18 protein-coding genes are annotated in these 19,830 nt (G+C 46.8%); 11 read left to right on the plus strand and 7 right to left on the minus strand.

The window, feature by feature from the left end:
* Window positions 1-31 precede the first annotated feature (31 nt).
* The 3 genes from aat (at window position 32) to infA (ending at window position 1,802) form a co-directional block, all read left to right on the plus strand.
* Window positions 32-742 carry a leucyl/phenylalanyl-tRNA--protein transferase gene (aat, locus tag HRU42_RS02075; protein WP_295028567.1) on the plus strand — a complete coding sequence of 237 codons (711 nt, stop codon included), beginning with the start codon at window positions 32-34 and terminating at the stop codon, window positions 740-742.
* Window positions 732-1,445: an arginyltransferase gene (locus tag HRU42_RS02080; protein WP_295028569.1), complete on the plus strand. Its 714-nt coding sequence runs from the start codon at window positions 732-734 to the stop codon at window positions 1,443-1,445. Before aat ends, HRU42_RS02080 begins: the two co-directional genes overlap by 11 nt.
* A gap of 138 nt (window positions 1,446-1,583) precedes the next feature.
* A complete protein-coding gene (gene infA, locus HRU42_RS02085) occupies window positions 1,584-1,802 on the plus strand; it encodes a translation initiation factor IF-1 (protein WP_005500725.1) in 219 nt (72 codons plus the stop codon).
* 103 nt (window positions 1,803-1,905) lie between these two features.
* On the opposite strand, the gene clpA is transcribed toward infA, so the two are convergent.
* Both clpA and clpS read right to left on the minus strand, forming a co-directional pair.
* A complete protein-coding gene (gene clpA, locus HRU42_RS02090) occupies window positions 1,906-4,164 on the minus strand; it encodes an ATP-dependent Clp protease ATP-binding subunit ClpA (protein ID WP_295028575.1) in 2,259 nt (752 codons plus the stop codon).
* 37 nt (window positions 4,165-4,201) lie between these two features.
* Window positions 4,202-4,510 (minus strand): ATP-dependent Clp protease adapter ClpS, encoded by a 309-nt coding sequence (clpS, locus tag HRU42_RS02095; RefSeq protein ID WP_295028577.1) that lies wholly within the window; start codon window positions 4,508-4,510, stop codon window positions 4,202-4,204.
* Between the two features lie 244 nt (window positions 4,511-4,754).
* Between clpS and cspD the strand changes: the two genes are divergently transcribed.
* Window positions 4,755-4,961, plus strand: coding sequence for a cold shock domain-containing protein CspD (gene cspD / locus HRU42_RS02100; RefSeq protein WP_005500728.1), 207 nt, complete (start codon window positions 4,755-4,757; stop codon window positions 4,959-4,961).
* A gap of 99 nt (window positions 4,962-5,060) precedes the next feature.
* Here cspD and HRU42_RS02105 read toward each other — a convergent pair whose 3' ends face one another.
* The gene (locus tag HRU42_RS02105) at window positions 5,061-7,286 is read right to left on the minus strand and encodes an NADP-dependent isocitrate dehydrogenase (protein WP_295028580.1); all 2,226 of its coding nucleotides are present in this window, start codon (window positions 7,284-7,286) and stop codon (window positions 5,061-5,063) included.
* 401 nt (window positions 7,287-7,687) lie between these two features.
* On the opposite strand from HRU42_RS02105, the gene HRU42_RS02110 reads away from it, so the two are divergent.
* From HRU42_RS02110 to HRU42_RS02130, 5 genes are all read left to right on the plus strand, one after another.
* Complete coding sequence (locus HRU42_RS02110; RefSeq protein WP_295028582.1) at window positions 7,688-8,407, plus strand: rRNA large subunit pseudouridine synthase E; 720 nt, start codon at window positions 7,688-7,690, stop codon at window positions 8,405-8,407.
* A gap of 260 nt (window positions 8,408-8,667) precedes the next feature.
* Window positions 8,668-9,798: a tRNA 2-thiouridine(34) synthase MnmA gene (mnmA, locus tag HRU42_RS02115; protein ID WP_295028584.1), complete on the plus strand. Its 1,131-nt coding sequence runs from the start codon at window positions 8,668-8,670 to the stop codon at window positions 9,796-9,798.
* A gap of 3 nt (window positions 9,799-9,801) precedes the next feature.
* The gene (gene hflD / locus HRU42_RS02120; RefSeq protein WP_295028586.1) at window positions 9,802-10,416 is read left to right on the plus strand and encodes a high frequency lysogenization protein HflD; all 615 of its coding nucleotides are present in this window, start codon (window positions 9,802-9,804) and stop codon (window positions 10,414-10,416) included.
* A gap of 27 nt (window positions 10,417-10,443) precedes the next feature.
* A complete protein-coding gene (gene purB, locus HRU42_RS02125) occupies window positions 10,444-11,814 on the plus strand; it encodes an adenylosuccinate lyase (RefSeq protein ID WP_295028588.1) in 1,371 nt (456 codons plus the stop codon).
* Window positions 11,815-11,901: 87 nt separating this feature from the next.
* A complete protein-coding gene (locus HRU42_RS02130; protein WP_295028590.1) occupies window positions 11,902-13,026 on the plus strand; it encodes a cupin domain-containing protein in 1,125 nt (374 codons plus the stop codon).
* 150 nt (window positions 13,027-13,176) lie between these two features.
* Here HRU42_RS02130 and HRU42_RS02135 read toward each other — a convergent pair whose 3' ends face one another.
* A complete protein-coding gene (locus HRU42_RS02135; RefSeq protein WP_295028592.1) occupies window positions 13,177-13,620 on the minus strand; it encodes a DUF4826 family protein in 444 nt (147 codons plus the stop codon).
* 253 nt (window positions 13,621-13,873) lie between these two features.
* Between HRU42_RS02135 and HRU42_RS02140 the strand changes: the two genes are divergently transcribed.
* Window positions 13,874-14,908, plus strand: a complete 1,035-nt coding sequence (locus HRU42_RS02140; protein WP_295028733.1) for a Glu/Leu/Phe/Val dehydrogenase — start codon at window positions 13,874-13,876, stop codon at window positions 14,906-14,908.
* 205 nt (window positions 14,909-15,113) lie between these two features.
* On the plus strand, window positions 15,114-15,458 hold the full coding sequence (locus tag HRU42_RS02145) for a hypothetical protein (protein WP_295028593.1): 345 nt from the start codon (window positions 15,114-15,116) through the stop codon (window positions 15,456-15,458).
* Window positions 15,459-15,582: 124 nt separating this feature from the next.
* On the opposite strand, the gene HRU42_RS02150 is transcribed toward HRU42_RS02145, so the two are convergent.
* The 3 genes from HRU42_RS02150 to HRU42_RS02160 form a co-directional block, all read right to left on the minus strand.
* The gene (locus HRU42_RS02150; protein WP_295028595.1) at window positions 15,583-16,002 is read right to left on the minus strand and encodes a MarR family winged helix-turn-helix transcriptional regulator; all 420 of its coding nucleotides are present in this window, start codon (window positions 16,000-16,002) and stop codon (window positions 15,583-15,585) included.
* Window positions 16,003-16,134: 132 nt separating this feature from the next.
* On the minus strand, window positions 16,135-16,587 hold the full coding sequence (locus HRU42_RS02155; RefSeq protein WP_295028597.1) for a DUF1285 domain-containing protein: 453 nt from the start codon (window positions 16,585-16,587) through the stop codon (window positions 16,135-16,137).
* Window positions 16,588-16,697: 110 nt separating this feature from the next.
* Window positions 16,698-19,754, minus strand: a complete 3,057-nt coding sequence (locus tag HRU42_RS02160) for an FAD-binding and (Fe-S)-binding domain-containing protein (protein WP_295028599.1) — start codon at window positions 19,752-19,754, stop codon at window positions 16,698-16,700.
* Between the last annotated feature and the right edge of the window lie 76 nt (window positions 19,755-19,830).

A 19,830-nucleotide genomic window follows, 5' to 3' on the forward strand; every position in this document is an offset into this window, starting at 1 on the left:
GAAGGCCTTATAAAGATGATCTTACTCAATTGTGAACTCACTGTCCTATTTAAATCAGCAATTCGAACAGTTTCCAGAACCTGAACTGGCACTGACAGATCCTAACGGGCTTTTAGCCATAGGGGGGGATCTGCAACCGACTCGATTACTCCATGCTTATTATGAAGGCATCTTCCCCTGGTTCAATCTCGATGATCCTATCCTGTGGTGGTCACCGGATCCTAGGGCTGTATTTGTCCCAGGAAGCATGAAATCCAGCCGTAGTTTAATAAAATACCTTAAAAAACAAACCTGGACCTATAGCATAAATCAGGCTTTCGAAGCCGTCATAAAGGGCTGTGCTCAGCCGAGACTGGCACAAGATGGCACCTGGATCACCACAGATATCCAACAAGCTTACCTAGCACTGCACCATCAGGGTAAGGTCCACTCAGTAGAAGTCTGGGATAATGGCAGCCTCATAGGGGGCTTATATGGGGTAGCCATAGGGCAGGTCTTTTGTGGCGAATCTATGTTCCACACCCAAACCAATGCGTCTAAAGCGGCCATGCTGATGTTACATCAGCATCTATTGAGAAACGGTTTCAAGTTAATCGATGCTCAAGTGATGAACCCACACTTAGTCTCTCTAGGTGCAACGGCATTAAAAAGAAAAGATTTTATCAATTTACTCAAGCGTTTTCGAGATGGTGATGTTTCAAACAACACTTGGTTAGCCAACGAGGTTTATATTGAGCTCTAAATCACAACAAGTTTCAGTAGGGATAACGAAAACCTTTCCCTGCAGTTACCTGGACACCCAAATGGAGCAACTCTTGGTGCTTCAGGAAGAGAGTATCGACATAAACTTGTTCGAACAGTTGTTGTCACTAGGCTTTAGACGCAGTGGCGGCACCATTTACAAACCTCAATGCCCTGATTGCAACGCTTGCCTGCCCATTCGTATCCCCAGCAAAACGTTCACGCCTTCGAGACGACAAAAAAGAACCCTGAGAAATAACCGAGATCTGGTATGGAAAATAATCGGCAAACAAGCCGGATATCACTATACTTTGTACGAAAATTATATCAATCAAAGGCACAGTGATGGGCCCATGTACCCAGCTTCTAAAGAGCAATATCAACATTTCATTGGCTCTGGTTGGTTAGAGCCGGTATTTATTGAACTATGGCGCGATGACAAGCTGGTAGGGGTGGCCGTCACCGACATTCTGCCTCACAGTTTATCGGCTATCTATAGTTTTTTTGAGCCAGAGGAACACAAACGCTCTCTAGGATCTTTGCTTATTCTGCTCCAATGTCGTCTGGCAAAATTGATGGGGAAAGATTTTGTTTATTTAGGCTACCAAATTGATGAATCGAGAAAGATGAACTATAAAAGAGACTATACTCCCTATCAAATATTAACCAAGTCGGGCTGGCTGCAAACACCTGATGAGAAATAATTTATTGGTTTTTCAGTATGCGCGGCCAAGGAGAGCGCTATTTAACGCAGATAAGTTAACCTGCGCTTTACAGCAAGGCGAAATTGCGGCATGATACGCCCGTTTTTAACATTTGAAGGCTAACAGGATAACTGATTAATGGCGAAAGAAGACAACATTGAGATGCAAGGTACGATCCTTGAAACCTTGCCGAACACAATGTTTCGTGTAGAGCTAGAGAACGGTCACGTCGTGACTGCACACATCTCAGGCAAAATGCGTAAAAACTACATCCGTATCTTAACGGGTGATAAAGTGACAGTTCAGCTGACCCCTTACGATTTGAGCAAAGGTCGCATCGTCTTCCGTTCACGCTAAGTTAGCTATCACAAGATTTTTTAAATCGGCTTGACCGGTTTTTTAGTTTATCGTATTAAAAAAGGCTGCAATTGCAGCCTTTTTTTTCTCTTTTTTTAACCGACTAGCTCAGCACCTTCTCCACTCTGTCGGTCGTGATCACTATCTCATTATTGACGACATCGACGTGTGCTTCACCGCCTTTCTCCAGATCACCAAACAATATCTGATCCGCCAGCGGTCGCTTAATAAACTCAGTCACAACCCTTGCCATCGGCCTTGCTCCCATAGACTTGTCATAGCCCTTCTCAGCCAATAGGGTTCTCGCTTCGTCACTGACATGCAGAGTCACAGCTTTATCATCGAGTTGAGCCTGGAGCTCCACCAAGAACTTATCGACAACCTTAGCGATCACTGTCATATCCAGATGATTAAACCAGATAATCTCATCTAGCCTGTTTCTGAATTCCGGAGAGAACACCTTATTGATCTCAGACAATGCATCTAAGCTATGATCTTGCTGCTTAAAGCCAATAGAGTTGCGTACCGTCTCCTGCACACCCGCATTGGTGGTCATCACCAGGGTGACATGCCTGAAATCCGCTTTCCTGCCATTGTTGTCCGTCAAGGTGCCATGATCCATCACCTGCAGTAGCAAGTTATACACATCCGGATGCGCCTTCTCAATCTCATCGAGTAACACCACACAATGCGGATTTTTAATCACAGCATCGGTAAGTAATCCTCCCTGATCATAGCCAACATAACCTGGAGGCGCACCGATCAGGCGAGACACAGTATGACTCTCCATATATTCGGACATATCGAATCTGACCAGATTGAGCCCGAGACATTTAGCCAATTGACTGGTCACCTCAGTCTTGCCGACACCGGTAGGACCCGCGAACAAGAAACTACCAACGGGTTTCCCTTCGCCACTCAGCCCGCTACGAGACAATCTAATCGCAGCGCTAAGGCTTCCAATCGCATTATCTTGGCCAAACACCACCATCTTAAGGTTACGGTCTAGGTTCTTTAGCATATCCTTGTCAGTGGTTGATACGGACTTCTCAGGTATTCTGGCAATCTTAGCAATAATGGATTCAATCTCACCCTGACCAATAGTCTTCTTTCTCTTGCTCGGGGGTTGCATCGCCATTCGGGCACCAGCTTCATCGATAACATCGATGGCTTTATCGGGCAGATGACGATCGTTAATGTGTTTATCAGACAATTTAGCCGCCACACTCAAGGCCGCCATGGTATACCTTACCCCATGATGCTCTTCATATTTAGACTTGAGTCCATGCAATATCTTAGTAGTCTCGGCCACTGAAGGTTCATTCACATCAATTTTTTGGAAACGTCGGGCCAAGGCACGATCTTTCTCGAAAATACTCTGATATTCCTGGAACGTGGTCGATCCCATACACCTTAACCGACCGCTAGACAGCAAAGGTTTTAGCAGGTTAGACGCATCCATCACTCCACCCGATGCAGCCCCAGCGCCTATGATGGTATGAATTTCATCGATAAACAGGATCGCCTTCTCATCGTTTTCTAGCTCTTTAAGCAAGCTCTTGAAGCGCTTCTCAAAGTCGCCGCGGTACTTAGTTCCGGCTAAAAGAGCCCCGAGATCCAAGGAATAGACAGTGACGCCATTCATCACTTCCGGCACTTCATTCTTAACGATACGATAGGCAAGTCCTTCGGCAATTGCCGTCTTACCCACCCCAGCTTCGCCCACCAGCAGCGGATTGTTCTTTCTGCGGCGGCAAAGGATCTGAATCGCACGTTCAATCTCTTCACTGCGCCCGATAAGGGGATCGATATGCCCTTGTTCTACGCGCTCATTGAGATTATCAGCAAACTCAGAAAGCTTACTTTTTTCTTCTTCCGGCTCACTATGGTCTTCGATTCGCTCTTGGGCCGCTGCGGAGTCACCTTCGTGCTTAGACACTCCGTGAGAGATGAAGTTGACCACATCGAGTCGAGTGACCTCGGCATTGCGTAATAAGTAAACCGCTTGTGATTCTTGTTCACTGAAAATAGCCACCAGCACATTAGCGCCTGTGACTTCATTGCGCCCCGAAGACTGTACATGGAACACCGCCCGCTGCAGCACTCTCTGGAAGCCTAATGTTGGCTGAGTCTCTCTATCATCCTCAGGATCGGCGATGATGGGCGTGGTTTGTAGAATGAAGCTCGATACCTCCTCCCTCAACTTTTCCAAATTAGAGCCACAAGCGACCAGTGCCTCTTGTGCAGCTGGGTTGTCGATCAAGGCCAGCAATAAATGTTCTACCGTCATGTACTCATGACGCGCATCTCTGGCTTGCTGGAACGCCAGGTTTAAGGTGACTTCAAGATCTTTGTTTAGCATAAGCACCCCCTAAATATACAATGTAACAAACCTAAATTTAAGCTTTCTCTAAAGAACACAGTAACGGATGTTCGTTTTGTCTGGCAAATTGATTTACCTGAGCAACCTTAGTTTCTGCAATTCCAAATGGAAAAACACCGCAAATTCCTTTGCCCTGATGATGGATAGCCAACATGATATCTGTGGCTTCTTGTTCATTTTTCTTGAAAAAAAGTTGTAATATTTCAATCACAAAATCCATCGGAGTATAATCATCATTATTTAACACTACCTTGTACAGCGAAGGTGGCATCAACTCAGATTCAACACGCTCTTCTACGTGTTCAATATTTCCTACTTTACCCATGTTTCAATATTAGCCTCTAGTCATGGCTTGTACCAATCGATATAAAAATTTTGAACACTTTACTCAACATCTCATATCTCACACACTAATTGATACAAATTCTCAATTTATATGTTGAGCCTTTGTTAAAATACGCTTGACTTACATACGAACTGCTTTCATTCTGTTCAACAAGCGGTGGATCAGCCCGCTCATTGAGTTTTACTATCTTACTGGTAAGTAAACAACAGAAGGAAGTGGAAGTATGGCAAACGGAACTGTTAAATGGTTCAACAACGCCAAAGGATTCGGGTTTATTTGCCCTGATGCTGGCGGTGAAGATGTTTTTGCACACTATTCTACCATTGAAATGGAAGGCTATCGAACTCTAAAAGCAGGCCAACCAGTGCAATTTGAAGTAGAAGCGGGTCCAAAAGGTATGCACGCGTCAGTAATATCAACAATTAATTAATTTTGGGGCCAAGATCAAAAAAGGCAGGGAGCTCCCTGCCTTTTTTATTGCCTGATGTTCACAGCCGAAGCGGTAAACCGACTTCGGCTGTTTTATGCATTAAGAAACAAACAAGGCGTTAAGTGTTGCACTCGGACGCATCTCGGCAGCCGCCTTAACGGGATCTAAACGATAGTATCCGCCCAGATCGACAGGCTTACCTTGCGCCGAATTTAACTCTGCAACTATCTTATCTTCATTGCTCGCTAAGGCTGCGGCGAGTTCAGTAAACTGCGCCTTAAGCTCAGCATCTTGTGACTGACCGGCAACAGCCTGAGCCCAGTACATGGCAAGATAGAAATGACTGCCACGGTTATCCAACTGCCCCACACGACGAGAAGGTGACTTGTTCTGATCGAGAAATTGTCCGATAGCCACGTCCAGTGTATCAGCCAGTACCTGCGCCTTTGCATTGTGAGTCGTCTGACTCAGATGCTCTAACGATGCGGCTAAGGCCAGGAATTCACCTAATGAATCCCAACGCAGGTGCCCTTCTTTCTCAACCTGTTGTACATGCTTAGGTGCACTGCCGCCCGCACCGGTCTCAAACAGACCACCACCATTCATTAACGGAACGATAGAGAGCATCTTGGCACTGGTACCCAGCTCCAGAATGGGGAACAGATCCGTGAGGTAATCACGCAGCACATTACCCGTCACTGAGATAGTATTTAAGCCATCTTTAGTGCGCTGCAAGGTGAAACGCGTCGCATCTATGGGTGACAAGATACGTATATCCAGGCCTTCAGTATCATGATCACCCAGGTATTGATTTACCTTGTTAATCATTTGAGCGTCATGTGCACGTTGCTCATCTAACCAGAATACTGCCGGTGTATTCGATAAACGAGCACGCTTGACTGCAAGCTTAACCCAATCCTGAATAGGCGCGTCTTTAACCTGGCACATTCTCCAGATATCACCCGCTTCAACATCGTGGGATAACAGCGTGTTTCCGTTAGCATCGATGACATTCACGCAGCCTGGTGCTGAGATTTCGAATGTTTTATCGTGGCTACCATACTCTTCGGCTTTCTGAGCCATCAAGCCTACATTAGGCACACTGCCCATGGTGGTGGGATCGAAGGCACCGTTTTCTTTACAGAATTGGATGGTTTCCTGATATACACCGGCATAACAACGATCCGGGATCATGGCCTTAGTGTCTTGAGGCTGACCGTCCGGTCCCCACATCATACCTGAGGTGCGAATGGCGGCTGGCATAGACGCATCTATGATCACATCACTAGGCACATGCAAGTTAGTGATGCCCTTATCTGAATCGACCATAGCCAGTTCAGGGCGCGTCTGATAGATAGCCGCTATGTCGGCTTCTATCGCGGCTTTTTGCTCCGCTGGTAGTGTGCTGATCTTGGCGTAGACATCGCCTAGACCATTGTTCACATCGACACCCAGCTCTTCAAACAGGCTAGCATGCTTAGTAAACAAGTCCTTGTAGTAGACCTTAACCGCATGACCGAAAAGGATAGGATCCGATACTTTCATCATGGTGGCTTTTAGATGCAAAGAAAGCAGCACACCTTGCGCCTGAGCATCTTGAGTCTCACGTTCGAAAAACGCGAGTAATGCTTGCTTACTCATCACTGAAGCATCGATCACTTCGCCCGCTTTCAAAGGAAGTGCAGTCTTAAGTACCTGCTCACCGCCCTCTTTCGTCTTAAGGACGATACTGACTTGAGTTGCCTCAGTCAGGGTGACAGATTTTTCACTGCCATAGAAGTCACCCTCAGTCATGTGTGCAACGTGAGTCTTAGAATCTTTAGACCAGGCTCCCATAGAGTGCGGGTGCTTCTGGGCATATTTTTTAACTGAACCTGGCGCACGACGATCTGAGTTACCTTCACGTAATACCGGGTTTACGGCGCTGCCTTTAATCTTGTCGTAACGGGCTTGAACATCTTCCTCAGCGGCATTGGTCGGCTCATCGGGATATGATGGAATATCATAACCTTTCTGTTGAAGCTCGAGAATACAGGCTTTTAGCTGAGGAATTGACGCACTGATATTGGGAAGTTTGATGATGTTGGCTTCGGGTTTACCGGCCAGTTCACCCAGCTCAGCCAGTGCATCGGCAATTTTTTGCGACTCTGTCAATTTCTCAGGGAAGAGTGAAATGATTCGACCCGATAATGAGATGTCACGGGTTTCAACATTGATACCAGCCGCTTGAGTAAACGTCTTAATAATAGGTAACAGGGACAGGGTCGCTAACGCGGGGGCTTCGTCTGTTTCAGTATAAATAATGGTTGATGAGTTATCGGTCATTTTCCGTCCTACATTATTGTAATAATAAGAATTTAAGATACTTTTGATTGTTTTTTATACTGCTTTTTTGTTTAAATACAGTTTTTTATAAAAACACTTTGTTGTAAATACATCATTGAGCCTCCCACCTTTAGCGTGGGCAACTGAATTTGTGCAAGCTAGATAGAGACTAGCTCCCATGACTCGAAGCTGAGCACTCCCTTGCTGTCATCAGGCTTTACAGCCTATATTAACGCCTAAACACCTGCGCTGAACTGCTCAAAACAGCATGACATTTTGAGACAGATCATATTTTAATGGCCAACATCATAAAACATTCCTGACAATTTTGAAATTCCACTAATGGCGAATGCCGAGTACAATGTCCGCATCAAGCCATACTATGCCAGAAGATAGCCAGAGTGAGTCCTACTATTCCTCATCAGAAACCGTTAAAAAAAACCAGGGTTAAGCCCTCTGCAGATAACGCCTCTACCTGGGGTGATAACAAGAAAATCAGCGTGCATAAGAAGCACGGTACCATGGGGGCCAAAGCAGGAAAAGCCACCAGATGCAAGCCCGCGGCTAAAGATCCGGTGATCCTGCTGTTCAATAAACCTTTCGATGTGCTCTGTCAATTTACCGATGAACAAGGCCGAAAAACCTTAAAAGACTTCATTCCAGTGAAAGATGTCTATGCCGCCGGTCGTCTAGACAGAGACAGTGAAGGTTTACTGCTACTGACCAATGACGGAGCATTGCAGTCGAAGATCACAGAGCCGAAGCAGAAGACCTTTAAAACCTATTGGGTGCAAGTGGAGGGCGCACCGGACCAAGCTGCGCTACAGGCACTACGTGACGGTGTAAAACTGAAAGATGGCATGACCCTACCTGCTAAGATATCCATCATCTCAGAACCTAGAGTGTGGGACCGAGAGCCCCCAATACGTGAACGAAAAAATATTCCAACCACCTGGCTTGAAATACAGATCTGTGAAGGCCGTAACCGCCAGGTAAGACGCATGACTGCCCATATTGGTTTTCCCACCCTCAGACTGATCCGTTATAAAATAGGTCAATGGAGTCTGGACGATATCGAAATAGGTCAATACCTGATCTTAGATATGAAAGCCAAGCGCTAACCCACACAAGTTTACACTCTCTTGAGCGCTCTCTTGCATAGGTGATGTTCTGAGTAAAATTCACTATCCGCTGGAAGTGCTCAATGATGACTATCTCAAGTTAGCTCCGAACAATAATGCGTGATAGAATACGCCCCCGAAAAACTCGCTTATTTTGCTGCTTGTATGAAAACGGCCAATAGCAGCTATTGTGCTTGATTCATGGAGTCTTCTCTAGGCAAATCAGCGATTAAAGACACATTCAATGGTTTTTAGGATCTATGGAATTTATCGAACCCACAGCAAATAGCAGTAAAAAAGTCATTGTCGGCATGTCCGGCGGTGTTGATTCATCCGTCTCGGCTTACTTGCTACTTAAGCAAGGTTATCGTGTCGAAGGCCTTTTCATGAAAAATTGGGAAGAAGATGACACCGATGAATATTGTGCTGCTGCCGACGATTTAAAAGATGCCCAAGCGGTATGTGACAAGCTTGGCATTAAACTTCATACCGTCAACTTCGCCGCCGAATATTGGGACAATGTGTTCGAATACTTCCTCGCCGAATACAAGGCAGGTCGAACTCCAAATCCAGATATCATCTGTAACAAAGAGATCAAATTCAAGGCATTTCTCGAGTTTGCCGATGAAATTCTCGACGCCGATTATATCGCCATGGGGCATTATGTACGCCGCAGCGATGACACAGGCCAGAGCCAGATGCTACGTGGTGTCGATGGCAATAAAGATCAAAGCTATTTCCTCTACACCCTCAGTCATCAGCAGATTGCCCGCTCTCTCTTCCCCGTGGGCGAACTCGAAAAGAGTGAAGTCAGAGAGATAGCCAAAGAAATGGGGCTCATCACCCATGACAAGAAAGACAGTACCGGTATTTGCTTTATCGGCGAACGCAAGTTCACCGACTTCTTAAGCACCTTCTTACCCGCCCAGCCCGGCGACATAGAAACGGCGGAAGGCGACGTTATCGGCAAGCACCAGGGACTCATGTACCACACCTTAGGCCAGCGCAAAGGCCTGGGTATCGGTGGCATGAAGAACAGCAATGATGACCCTTGGTATGTTGTCGATAAAGAGATGGACCGAAATGTCTTAGTCGTCGGCCAAGGTGGCACCCACCCGAGATTAATGTCCGTAGGCTTTTATGCCGATCAGCTCCACTGGGTTGACAGAAAAGGCCCGACCAATGGAGCTAAAATCACGGTGAAGACCCGCTACCGTCAACGAGACGTAGCCTGTACCTTGTACCTTGAAACCAATGATAAAGGCGAAGACACAATAAGAGTCCTTTTTGATGAACCTGTTGCGGCTGTGACCCCAGGCCAATCGGCTGTCTTCTATTCTGGTGAGCTCTGCTTAGGCGGCGGCATCATCGACTCACTAATCAGAGAATAATCCGTGAACGAGCAACTGAATGAACGCACCATGGCCTTCGCAGGGATCTTACAGGCCATCGCCCAGGTACAGCATGTCGCCAGACACGGAAGTGCCGATACTGATAGTCTCGCGGCCAGCCTCAACACAGTTTTAGTCACTGAACCTGAGAGCACATCAGATGTCTACGCAGATAAGCTGGCCCTGCGCAAAGGCTATCAACTGATCGTCAATCAGTTAGGCGACAGCAAAGAGAAAGATGTAGAGGTCACACGTTACCTTATCGGCATACTGGCCCTGGAACGCAAACTGTCCCGGGGTAATGCCATGGGGATCTTGGCCGAAAGAATCAATCAGATACACCGTCAACTGCACCACTTCGCCATCACAGATGAGCAGGTCGTCGCCAACTTTGCCGGCATCTACAGCGATATTATCAGTACCTTAGGTCCAAAAATCCAGATATCGGGTAACCCTGAATATCTGCAACAGTCTCAGGTACAGGAAAAAATCCGAGCCCTATTGCTTTCTGCCATGCGCAGCGCAGTATTGTGGCGCCAATTAGGAGGCAAGCGTAGACAGCTTGTCTTCGCCAGAAAAACAATAGTCGATATAGCTAAAAAAAGCCTCACCCTATAATAAGTCAAGTTCATTAAGGAGCTTCTAATGGAACTTTCCGCACTAACAGCTATCTCTCCCGTAGACGGTCGTTATGGTAGTAAAACCGCCTCATTAAGAGGGATTTTCAGCGAGTACGGCCTGACAAAGTACCGTGTTCAAGTCGAAATAAACTGGCTAAAGCTGCTGTCCAGCTGCCCAGAGATAGTTGAAGTTCCACCGTTCAGCGAAGCGGCATTAGCCCTTCTCGATCGCATTAAAGATAACTTCAGTGAAGCAGACGCACTGCGAGTTAAGGCTATTGAAGCGACCACTAATCATGATGTTAAAGCGGTCGAATACTTCATCAAGGAACAGATTGCCGTTAACGCCGAACTGGCCGCTATCGGCGAGTTTGTTCACTTCGCCTGTACCTCGGAAGACATTAACAACCTGTCTCATGCTCTTATGCTCACCGAAGCACGCGAGCAAGTACTTGCGCCTTCTTGTCAGCAGGTTATCGATGCTATCAAGGGACTCGCAGTCGAGCACAAAACTGTGCCACTGATGTCCCGTACCCATGGTCAGCCAGCCTCACCTTCTACCTTAGGTAAAGAGATGGCCAACGTTGTGGTTCGTCTGGAGCGTCAGCTTAAGCAGATCCAAGCGGTCGAAATCATGGGCAAGCTCAATGGCGCCGTGGGTAACTACAACGCGCACATATCCGCTTACCCAGAAGTCGATTGGCACACATTATCCGAGCGCTTCGTCACAAGCCTAGGGATCAACTGGAACCCGTACACAACTCAGATAGAGCCTCATGATTATATCGCCGAGCTGTTTGATGCCATCGCCCGTTTCAACACTATCTTGATCGATTTCGATCGTGATATCTGGGGTTATATCGCACTGGGTCACTTCAAGCAGAGAACCATAGCCGGTGAGATTGGTTCTTCGACCATGCCTCACAAGGTTAACCCCATCGATTTCGAGAACTCGGAAGGTAACTTGGGCATAGCAAATGCCTTGATGCAGCACCTAGCCGCTAAGCTGCCGGTATCGAGATGGCAGCGTGATCTTACCGACTCTACCGTGCTGCGTAACTTAGGTGTGGGCATGGCTCATGCTTTGATCGCTTATCAGTCGACCCTGAAAGGGATCAGCAAGCTGGAAGTTAACGAAGCTCAGCTTAGAGCCGAGCTGGATAAAAACTGGGAAGTATTGGCAGAGCCGGTTCAAACTGTGATGCGCCGCTACGGCATCGAGAAGCCCTATGAGAAGCTAAAAGAGCTGACTCGTGGTAAGCGTATTGATGGTGAGCAGTTAGCCGTATTCATCGAAGGTCTGGAGCTGCCTGCTGAAGTGAAAGTTGCACTTAAGAAGATGACGCCAGCCAACTACATTGGCCGCGCCGAAGCCTTCGTAGATGAACTAAAGTAACGCGTTAATCGTCTATAAGACAAACGACACCAAAGGCGGTAAGCTTATCCTTACCGCCTTTTTTATGACCTTTATTAATAAGTATCTATGTATAAACTGAATCTCAATACTCAAGACTTCTTAGCGCAGCATTGGCAGCAGACTCCCCTAGTCATCAAAAATGCCTTCTCCGATTTTATCGATCCTATCAGCGCCGATGAGCTGGCGGGTCTCGCCTGCGAAGAAGAGCTCTCCTCTCGGGTTATCATTACCAAAGACGATGGCTGGGATATTATTCAGGGCCCCATAGAAGAATATGATCAGTTTGGCGATGATAATTGGCAATTATTGGTACAAGCCGTCAATCATTGGCACCCGGATTCAGTCGCGTTAGTCGAAGCCTTCAGATTCATCCCAGATTGGCGTTTCGACGACCTCATGGTGTCATTTGCCACACCTGGCGGCGGCGTTGGACCTCATATCGATAACTATGATGTTTTCCTGCTTCAAGGAGAAGGGACACGTCGCTGGAAAGTGGGGGCTAAAGGAGATTACTCTCCCCGTGGGGGCGATACCCATACCGCCCTCATCGACGACTTCGAGCCTATCATCGATGTGGTGCTGGAAAAAGGCGACATGCTGTATATCCCCCCAGGTTACCCACATAGAGGGGAAACAATCACCACGGCCTTGAGCTATTCCATCGGATTTAGAGCGCCGAGTCAGCAAGAGCTGATGAGTGGACTGGCGGATCATCTGCTTGACACCAACACTGGTTCACAGCGTTTTATTTCTGGCAATGAGCCTGAGATGCCGGCGACTCTGTCCATAGACCATCAAACAGGCATACTAGGCTTGCTCAAAGACTTGTTAGCCCAGCCTCAACATTATCAGCAGATGTTAGGCCAACTGCTGAGTCAGAATCGTTTCGAACTAGACCTGTGCGAGCCCGAGCAAGATTACTCGGCGCCAGACTTAACCTCGGCCCTGGCGGAAGGCGCTCAATTAGTCCGAATTGGCGGCTTAAAAGTTATTTGCCTCGAGGGCGATACTCGCTCGCGCTTATTCATTAACGGTGAGGAATTCGAGCTCAACATAGGCCAAGAAGAGCTGACCTATATCGCCAATCAAATGCGCCTAGACAATGATAAAGTGCTCGGTTTAACCGGTTCACCCGAGGTGACACGGTTTCTGTTGACTATGCTTAACTTGGGCTATTACTATCTGGCCTAAACTTGTTGAACGTAAACTGAGTTCTCTACGCCGAGCAGAATCAAAAATGGCACCTATTTAGGTGCCATTTTTATGTGCTGTGTTTAAAACATCGGCCACGGAATAGATTGATATCCTTAGAAACAGATAATAATCTACCACAAGTTGATGTTAGCCCCAGAGTTTTTCATCGTTGTGGATCTGGTACAAACTTTCGGCTCTCGACACCAGAAGTTGAGCAAATTTTGCCTGAGTAGGCTCTCTTGTGGCACCACTTTTTTGTAAATTTTCGGCTTTTAATTGCCACATCATAGAGAAGTGACGCAGGGCATCACGAGCAGTTGCCGCCACTTTCACATCGACATAATCCGAAGGTAGGTCGCCTGACATCACCCAAAAGGTCTGCTTCTTAGGCTGTTTAGACTCCATCTTCCAAACCGCGACATAAGGCGCGAGATAACGGCTCTCATCGGCTATGACCTTGCTAGGAATGATGCCTTTTTCGGCTAAAAATTTATTCGCCTTTTGAAAATGCTCTCTGATCCACTCCTGTCTCAGCTCTTCTTGTTGTTCTGCCGTTAGCGCTTGAGTTTGATCGACTGCTTGTTCCGTCATACTGAATTCCTATCTTATTATTGTAACCATATTGATTTCGCTTCGCTGGCTAATGCAATTTGGGCATTAAAGCCGCTACAGCTTTACGTTAACGTAAAGTGGAAAGCTAGATTGCCACACAGATCACAATTAATCCGAATCTTTACTTTGTTGAGAGTATCGCTAAATGCTATCGTTCTGCAATAAATATAACAAGCCGTCAGAGCATCTCTTTGAACTCTGGCGTTTACATCCCCAAGTGGAGAAACAGTACGTGGCTGTATTTAATCATATCTCTTTCGACGATCATGAACAGGTCGTATTTTGTCAAGACAAGGAAAGTGGCTTAAAAGCCATCATTGCCATTCATAACACCAATCTTGGACCTGCTGTTGGCGGTTGTAGGATGTGGAATTATGAGTCAGATGACGAGGCATTAAACGATGTGTTGCGCCTATCACGTGGCATGACCTATAAGAATGCCCTCGCGGGCCTGACTATGGGTGGCGGCAAGTCTGTCATCATCGCCAATCCTAAGATTCAAGACCGTGAAGCCCTATTCCGCGCTTTTGGGCGTTGCATCGACGCTCTGGGTGGCAGATATTATTCCGCAGAGGATGTTGGGGTATCGACCAAAGATATCATGATAGCCCATGAAGAAACGCCTTACATGGCGGGACTAGAAGGCAAGAGTGGCGATCCATCACCTTTCACTGCACTGGGGACTTTTTTAGGCATAAAAGCCGCAGCAAAACATAAACTAGGTGTTGATTCACTCAAGGGCCTCAAGATATCTGTCCAAGGTGTGGGTCATGTTGGCTATTACCTGTGTCGTCACCTCCATGAGGAAGGCGCCGAGCTAATCGTGACTGACATACATCAGGCATCTCTGGATAAAGCAGCTGCCGAATTTGGAGCCATAGTCGTTGCCCCACAGGACATCTACCATCAAGAGGTCGATATTTATGCCCCTTGTGCTCTGGGCGCCACGATCAACGATACGACTATCCCACTGCTTAAAGCCAGCATAGTGGCAGGTTGTGCCAACAATCAGTTAGCCGAAGCCCGTCACGGCGAGAAGCTAAAAGAACTGGAGATCCTTTATGCACCGGATTATGTGATCAATGCCGGTGGCATCATCAACGTCTCCTTCGAAAAAAACTATGATGCCGATGCATCGACGAAGAAAGTCGAAGAGATCTACCACACCTTGATGACTATCTTTACCGCATCAGATGAGCAAGATCGCACCACAGCTTCTATTGCCGATGAGATGGCACGCAAGATCATCGAAGCAGCAAAAAAATAGGGGGATATCGGTAAGATTACTACAGATTTTTTCACTATATTAATGGGACAAAATTAAATTTTTGTCCCATTTTTATTGTTAAAAATAAATGTTCAATACAGGCACACAGATACAAGTTAGACATATAAATTTCATCTAACCGCACTGGAAAATATCACACTTGTCAGCTTAACTTAGAGGCTAGTTTACTCGCATAGGAAATACTATGGTGACTTTCAGGTATGATCTCAATCAGGATGTGATAGAACTTCAAGCCAGCAACTGGTGTGGTTTAGAGCAAGTATTTATCAATGGGAAACGGGTGTCGAGAAAGTTACATTTTGGCCAGAACAGTGAACATAATATCCAACTTAACGATGGAAACCCCTGTCGTTTTCAATTGTTTATCGATCCAGCATCTGAAGAGATGATCTGTCGAATTTATAAGAGTAACAAGCTGATCACCAGTATTTATCAGGGGAAAGAAAACCTAATAAAGAGTAGAAAACTGGTGCGGAATCTAATCATCTTCACCACCTTGTCAGGCTTACTGTTACTGATATTTAACTGATAATTTATCAATAAGAGGCGCTAGCCAAGCAAGCGAGTATAGATGCTGAGCTCAACAAGAAACAGCTAGCAGATATTGACATTTGACACTGTGCCCTGGTGAACAATGGCCGTATCTTAACCGATCAGATGGGAAAACGATTGATTTTATTGAGCATAAGGATAAAAGACGCTTGCTCATCTTCAGACAAGTTGACCAGAAAGTTATCATTGACCCTCTCGGCTTCACAGATTAAATCTTGTTCTAAGGCTTTGCCGATGTCGGTTAAATATATCTGAAAAGCACGACGATTGTCGGCTTCTTGATGGCGATGGATTAAACCTTGTGTCTGCAGTTGGTCTAATAACCGAGTCATGGTGTAGTTAGCGACATCACAGCGCTTAGATAGCTCAGTTTGCGTTATTCCCTCCTCTTGCCATAGGGCAAAAAGAACCGGCCAAAGCTTAATATCGAGTTGGTATCGTTTGAGTTTCTCATCCAGTGCGTTTTGCAGATCTATATTCAAGTGAGACACCAAGTAGCCAAGACTTTCATAATGTTTCAACTAGCACCTCCAATTCAATAAGGACCTAATTTAATATTACCACTAAGCACACAAGAAACTAGCAATACTCAAAAATAATTATGAAAACTATATAATATCAGATCGTTAACCTAGATTTTCTGGATACCAGCTTCACTCAAGCACATAGTCTTCAATGAATCGATAATAACAAGCCCTGCCTAGTTTGGCCGCCAGTCCATTAGATAGCTCTACGAAGACGCTGTCCTCTGCAATGGTAAAGGCGCTCACGCCATCAAGTTCGAAGCGGGTATCCAGGCCTGTCACCAGCTCGAAACTGCCGTTTTTAAGCTGGTTGTAATCCACGATAATGAGCGGCACGGACGCCACCGAGACCTTAAGTTTCTCAACCGGTGTAATGAGAAAATGTTCTGCATCGATACGCTGTAATATGCTACTGAACAGACGTGCAAACTTAGTCGGCAAGGGTTCATTGCGGTAAAACCATTGCCCATGATTATCGATATGGAATAACACGGTTGCGGTACATAGGGCATTATCTGGCTGCAACTGCTTCAATGCGCTGCCGACTCTGTCTGCCTTGTTATTTGCTGATGTATGACTCATCTGGTCTCCTTATGTCGCCTCCAATCATTTTACCAGTAGGAAGGCCAATAGATAAGGCAAATAAAAAAGGCCAGGATAACCTAGCCTTTCTATATCATTCGCTACAGTGATTAAATTAAGCTCAACAAGGCCTGCACCGGATGTTTCGGCTTAAAACCACCGAAGCGTTTCACCTGAGTACGACAAGAGTAACCCGATACCAATACTTGCTCCTGAGGTACGGCCTTCATGGCCTGCTCCCATGACATGTCATACAGAGACTTAGATCGCTCCTTGTTCTCGAGCTCATGGCCGTAAGTGCCGGCCATGCCACAACACCCTAGACTCACAGTCTCAAGTTTGGCACCAAAATGAGAGAAAATAGTCTTCCATTCGCCGCCGGTACTTGGCTTGGCAGTCGATTCTGTACAGTGACTAAACCAGGTAAAGCTGGTGTTCTTGACCTGTTCCGCCACTGCGGGCATGGATTTTATCGCCTCGAGCAGCCACTCACTGGACAGTTTAACCTCGAAATCACCTCTGGCATCACCCAAAACTTCTCGGTACTCATCGCGATAACACAAGACCATGGCCGGATCCACGCCGACCATAGGCATGTTCAATGCGTGCAACTTGGTCAAAAAGTCTGCCGATGATTGAGCCGTCTTGGCAAATTTATCCAAAAATCCCTTGATATGAATGGGCTTACCGTTAGGTTTATAGGGCAGCAACACAGGTTTTAGCCCCATCTTTTCGATGAGCTTGATGAAATGGTAAACCGTGTCGGCCTCATAGAAGCTATTAAACGGGTCTTGAACCACCAAGACATATTGATGACGTTTATCTTCAGTAATCGCCTCCAGCGACTCAAGATCGTAACCCCTACAAGCATGACCATCTAGTTGCTGTTTCAGAGTAGGCACAGATAAAGCCGGCGCATCCACATAACCAAGGGACTTCTCGATCACCCATTGGCTGACGCTGTTCTGCGCCAGGGCATTGGTGAGTCTGGGCGCGATGGCCATCAGGGGTAAAGCGTCCTCGATGCCTGCCACCAGGTAATCTTTTGCCGGACGCAGATACCTTTGGTAGTAGATATTGAAAAATTGCGCCCTAAATTTAGGCACATCCACCTTAACCGGACACTGAGATGCACAGGCCTTACAGGCTAAACAGCCCTTCAACGACTCCATGACTTCATGGGAGTAGTCGTATTCACTCTTAGCTTTTAAGCTATTTTGTGCTCTCTGTAGCAAGCCTTGAGGTTTTTGCTTAGCGAGCTCTACCACATCCACTCCCTCTTTTTCGAGCAGACGCAGCCACTCTCGCATCAGACCCGCACGCCCCTTCGGCGATTGGACTCTGTCGCCCGTCACCTTAAATGAGGGACACATGGGGGAATAACTGCTGTAGTTGAAACACAGGCCATTGCCATTACAGTTCATCACATCGGGGAAGGCATCTCGGGTCTGTATTGGGATCTGTCGATCTAAGCTGCCACGTTTGGCACTGTCGACATTGTAGATCAAGGCTCCAGTGCCCTTAGGCGCCACCAGCTTGCCTGGGTTGAGTTTATTATGGGGATCGAACAATCCCTTCACCTCTTCGAGCAGGCCATACAGATGCTGACCAAATACCGCCGGGCCATACTCGCCGCGCACTCCTTTACCGTGCTCGCCCCACATCAGGCCGCCATATTTAAGGGTCAGCGCGGCGACCTGATCGGACACTCGCTTCAACAATTTCTCATCATTGATATCACACATGTCCAGCGCAGGTCTGACATGCAATACCCCGGCATCCACATGACCGAACATGCCATATTGGAGCTGATGGCTGTCGAGCAAGGCTCTGAACTCCATGATAAAGTCGGCTAACTTCTCCGGCGGCACCGCGGTATCTTCGGCAAAGGCGATGGGCTTACGCCGCCCCTTCATCGCCCCCAGTAAGCCAACCGCCTTCTTACGCATGGCGTAGATCATATTGATACTGGTTTTATCACTGGTCTGCTGATAACCGATCAAACCCGAGGATCCAGACGCTAGTTGCGCATCCAGATTTTCGATAAGCTTAGAGACTCTCGCTTCGACGTCCTCTCTTTCACCGGCAAATTCCACCATGTTCAGACCATCGATACGACTGCCAGGCACATCTTTAATTAGCTCTGAGACTGAATGCCAGATGATATCTTGTTGGGCTAGATTAAGGACCTTAGAATCGACCGTTTCGACCACTGTCGCCTTGGCTTTGACCAACTCGGGAGCATGACGCAGCGCAGATTCGAATGAATCATACTTGATGTTGACCATCATGCGGACATCGGGCAAAGGCGTGATATCTAATTTAGCCTCAGTGATCACCGCCAAGGTGCCTTCGGAGCCGGTTAAGATCCGCGACAGATTAAATTCGGTGAGTTCATCATTCCAGACGTTTTTTAGATCGTAGCCGGTGAGAAATCGATTCAACTTAGGAAAACGTGTGCCTATCTCAGCACGATTGTCACTGCATATAGCGGCAATCTTGGTGATTAATTGCTGGCCAAGTGGGTTAGTAGTGATCGCTGCGACATCTTTCAATTGTTCACGATTCACTGCATAAGTATTTAATACGCTGCCATCATATAACACACTGGATAGCTCGAGTACATGATCAGACGTCTTGCCATAGACCAGAGAGCCCGCTCCAGACGCATCAGTATTTATCATGCCGCCCATGGTGGCGCGATTCGAGGTAGACAGATCCGGACTGAAGAAGAAGCCATGTTCCCTGAGCGCATCGTTGAGGGCATCCTTGACGACACCGGCCTCCACCCTCACCCAGCCCTCCTCGGCATTGATCTCCAGCACGCGATTGAGGTAGCGAGACAGATCTAAAATCAAACCATGGGTCAGTGACTGACCATTGGTGCCTGTGCCACCACCACGAGCACTGAATACCACATTATCGAACTCTTTTCGTGAAGCAAGCGCGAGGGAAAGTGCCACATCTTGTTGATTTTTTGGGTAAAGAACAGCCTGAGGCAAAAATTGATAGACAGAGTTATCGGTTGCCTGAGCTAAGCGGGCACTGTAGCGCTTGTCTATGTCACCGCTGAATTCACTATGTTCGAGTGCGATTAAGTAGGCAAGGTATTCAGGCTCTAGGGTGTTCTCATGTGATAACTTGGGCAACTTAGCGTTAGGTAACATATATGTTTCTGTCTATTATATTTATGTAATTATACCGCCATTATATAAAAATTTGACACAAAAAAAAGCCGCTATA

Source organism: Shewanella sp., from assembly GCF_013214165.1.
Classification (GTDB): domain Bacteria; phylum Pseudomonadota; class Gammaproteobacteria; order Enterobacterales; family Shewanellaceae; genus Shewanella.

Bases quoted from the DNA above. Each gene is read 5' to 3' on its own strand.
- infA (WP_005500725.1), top strand. From the start codon at position 1,584: ATGGCGAAAGAAGACAACATTGAGATGCAAGGTACGATCCTTGAAACC.
- clpA (WP_295028575.1), bottom strand. From the start codon at position 4,164: ATGCTAAACAAAGATCTTGAAGTCACCTTAAACCTGGCGTTCCAGCAA.
- clpS (WP_295028577.1), bottom strand. From the start codon at position 4,510: ATGGGTAAAGTAGGAAATATTGAACACGTAGAAGAGCGTGTTGAATCT.
- cspD (WP_005500728.1), top strand. From the start codon at position 4,755: ATGGCAAACGGAACTGTTAAATGGTTCAACAACGCCAAAGGATTCGGG.
- HRU42_RS02105 (WP_295028580.1), bottom strand. From the start codon at position 7,286: ATGACCGATAACTCATCAACCATTATTTATACTGAAACAGACGAAGCC.
- mnmA (WP_295028584.1), top strand. From the start codon at position 8,668: ATGGAATTTATCGAACCCACAGCAAATAGCAGTAAAAAAGTCATTGTC.
- purB (WP_295028588.1), top strand. From the start codon at position 10,444: ATGGAACTTTCCGCACTAACAGCTATCTCTCCCGTAGACGGTCGTTAT.
- HRU42_RS02130 (WP_295028590.1), top strand. From the start codon at position 11,902: ATGTATAAACTGAATCTCAATACTCAAGACTTCTTAGCGCAGCATTGG.
- HRU42_RS02135 (WP_295028592.1), bottom strand. From the start codon at position 13,620: ATGACGGAACAAGCAGTCGATCAAACTCAAGCGCTAACGGCAGAACAA.
- HRU42_RS02145 (WP_295028593.1), top strand. From the start codon at position 15,114: ATGGTGACTTTCAGGTATGATCTCAATCAGGATGTGATAGAACTTCAA.
- HRU42_RS02155 (WP_295028597.1), bottom strand. From the start codon at position 16,587: ATGAGTCATACATCAGCAAATAACAAGGCAGACAGAGTCGGCAGCGCA.
- HRU42_RS02160 (WP_295028599.1), bottom strand. From the start codon at position 19,754: ATGTTACCTAACGCTAAGTTGCCCAAGTTATCACATGAGAACACCCTA.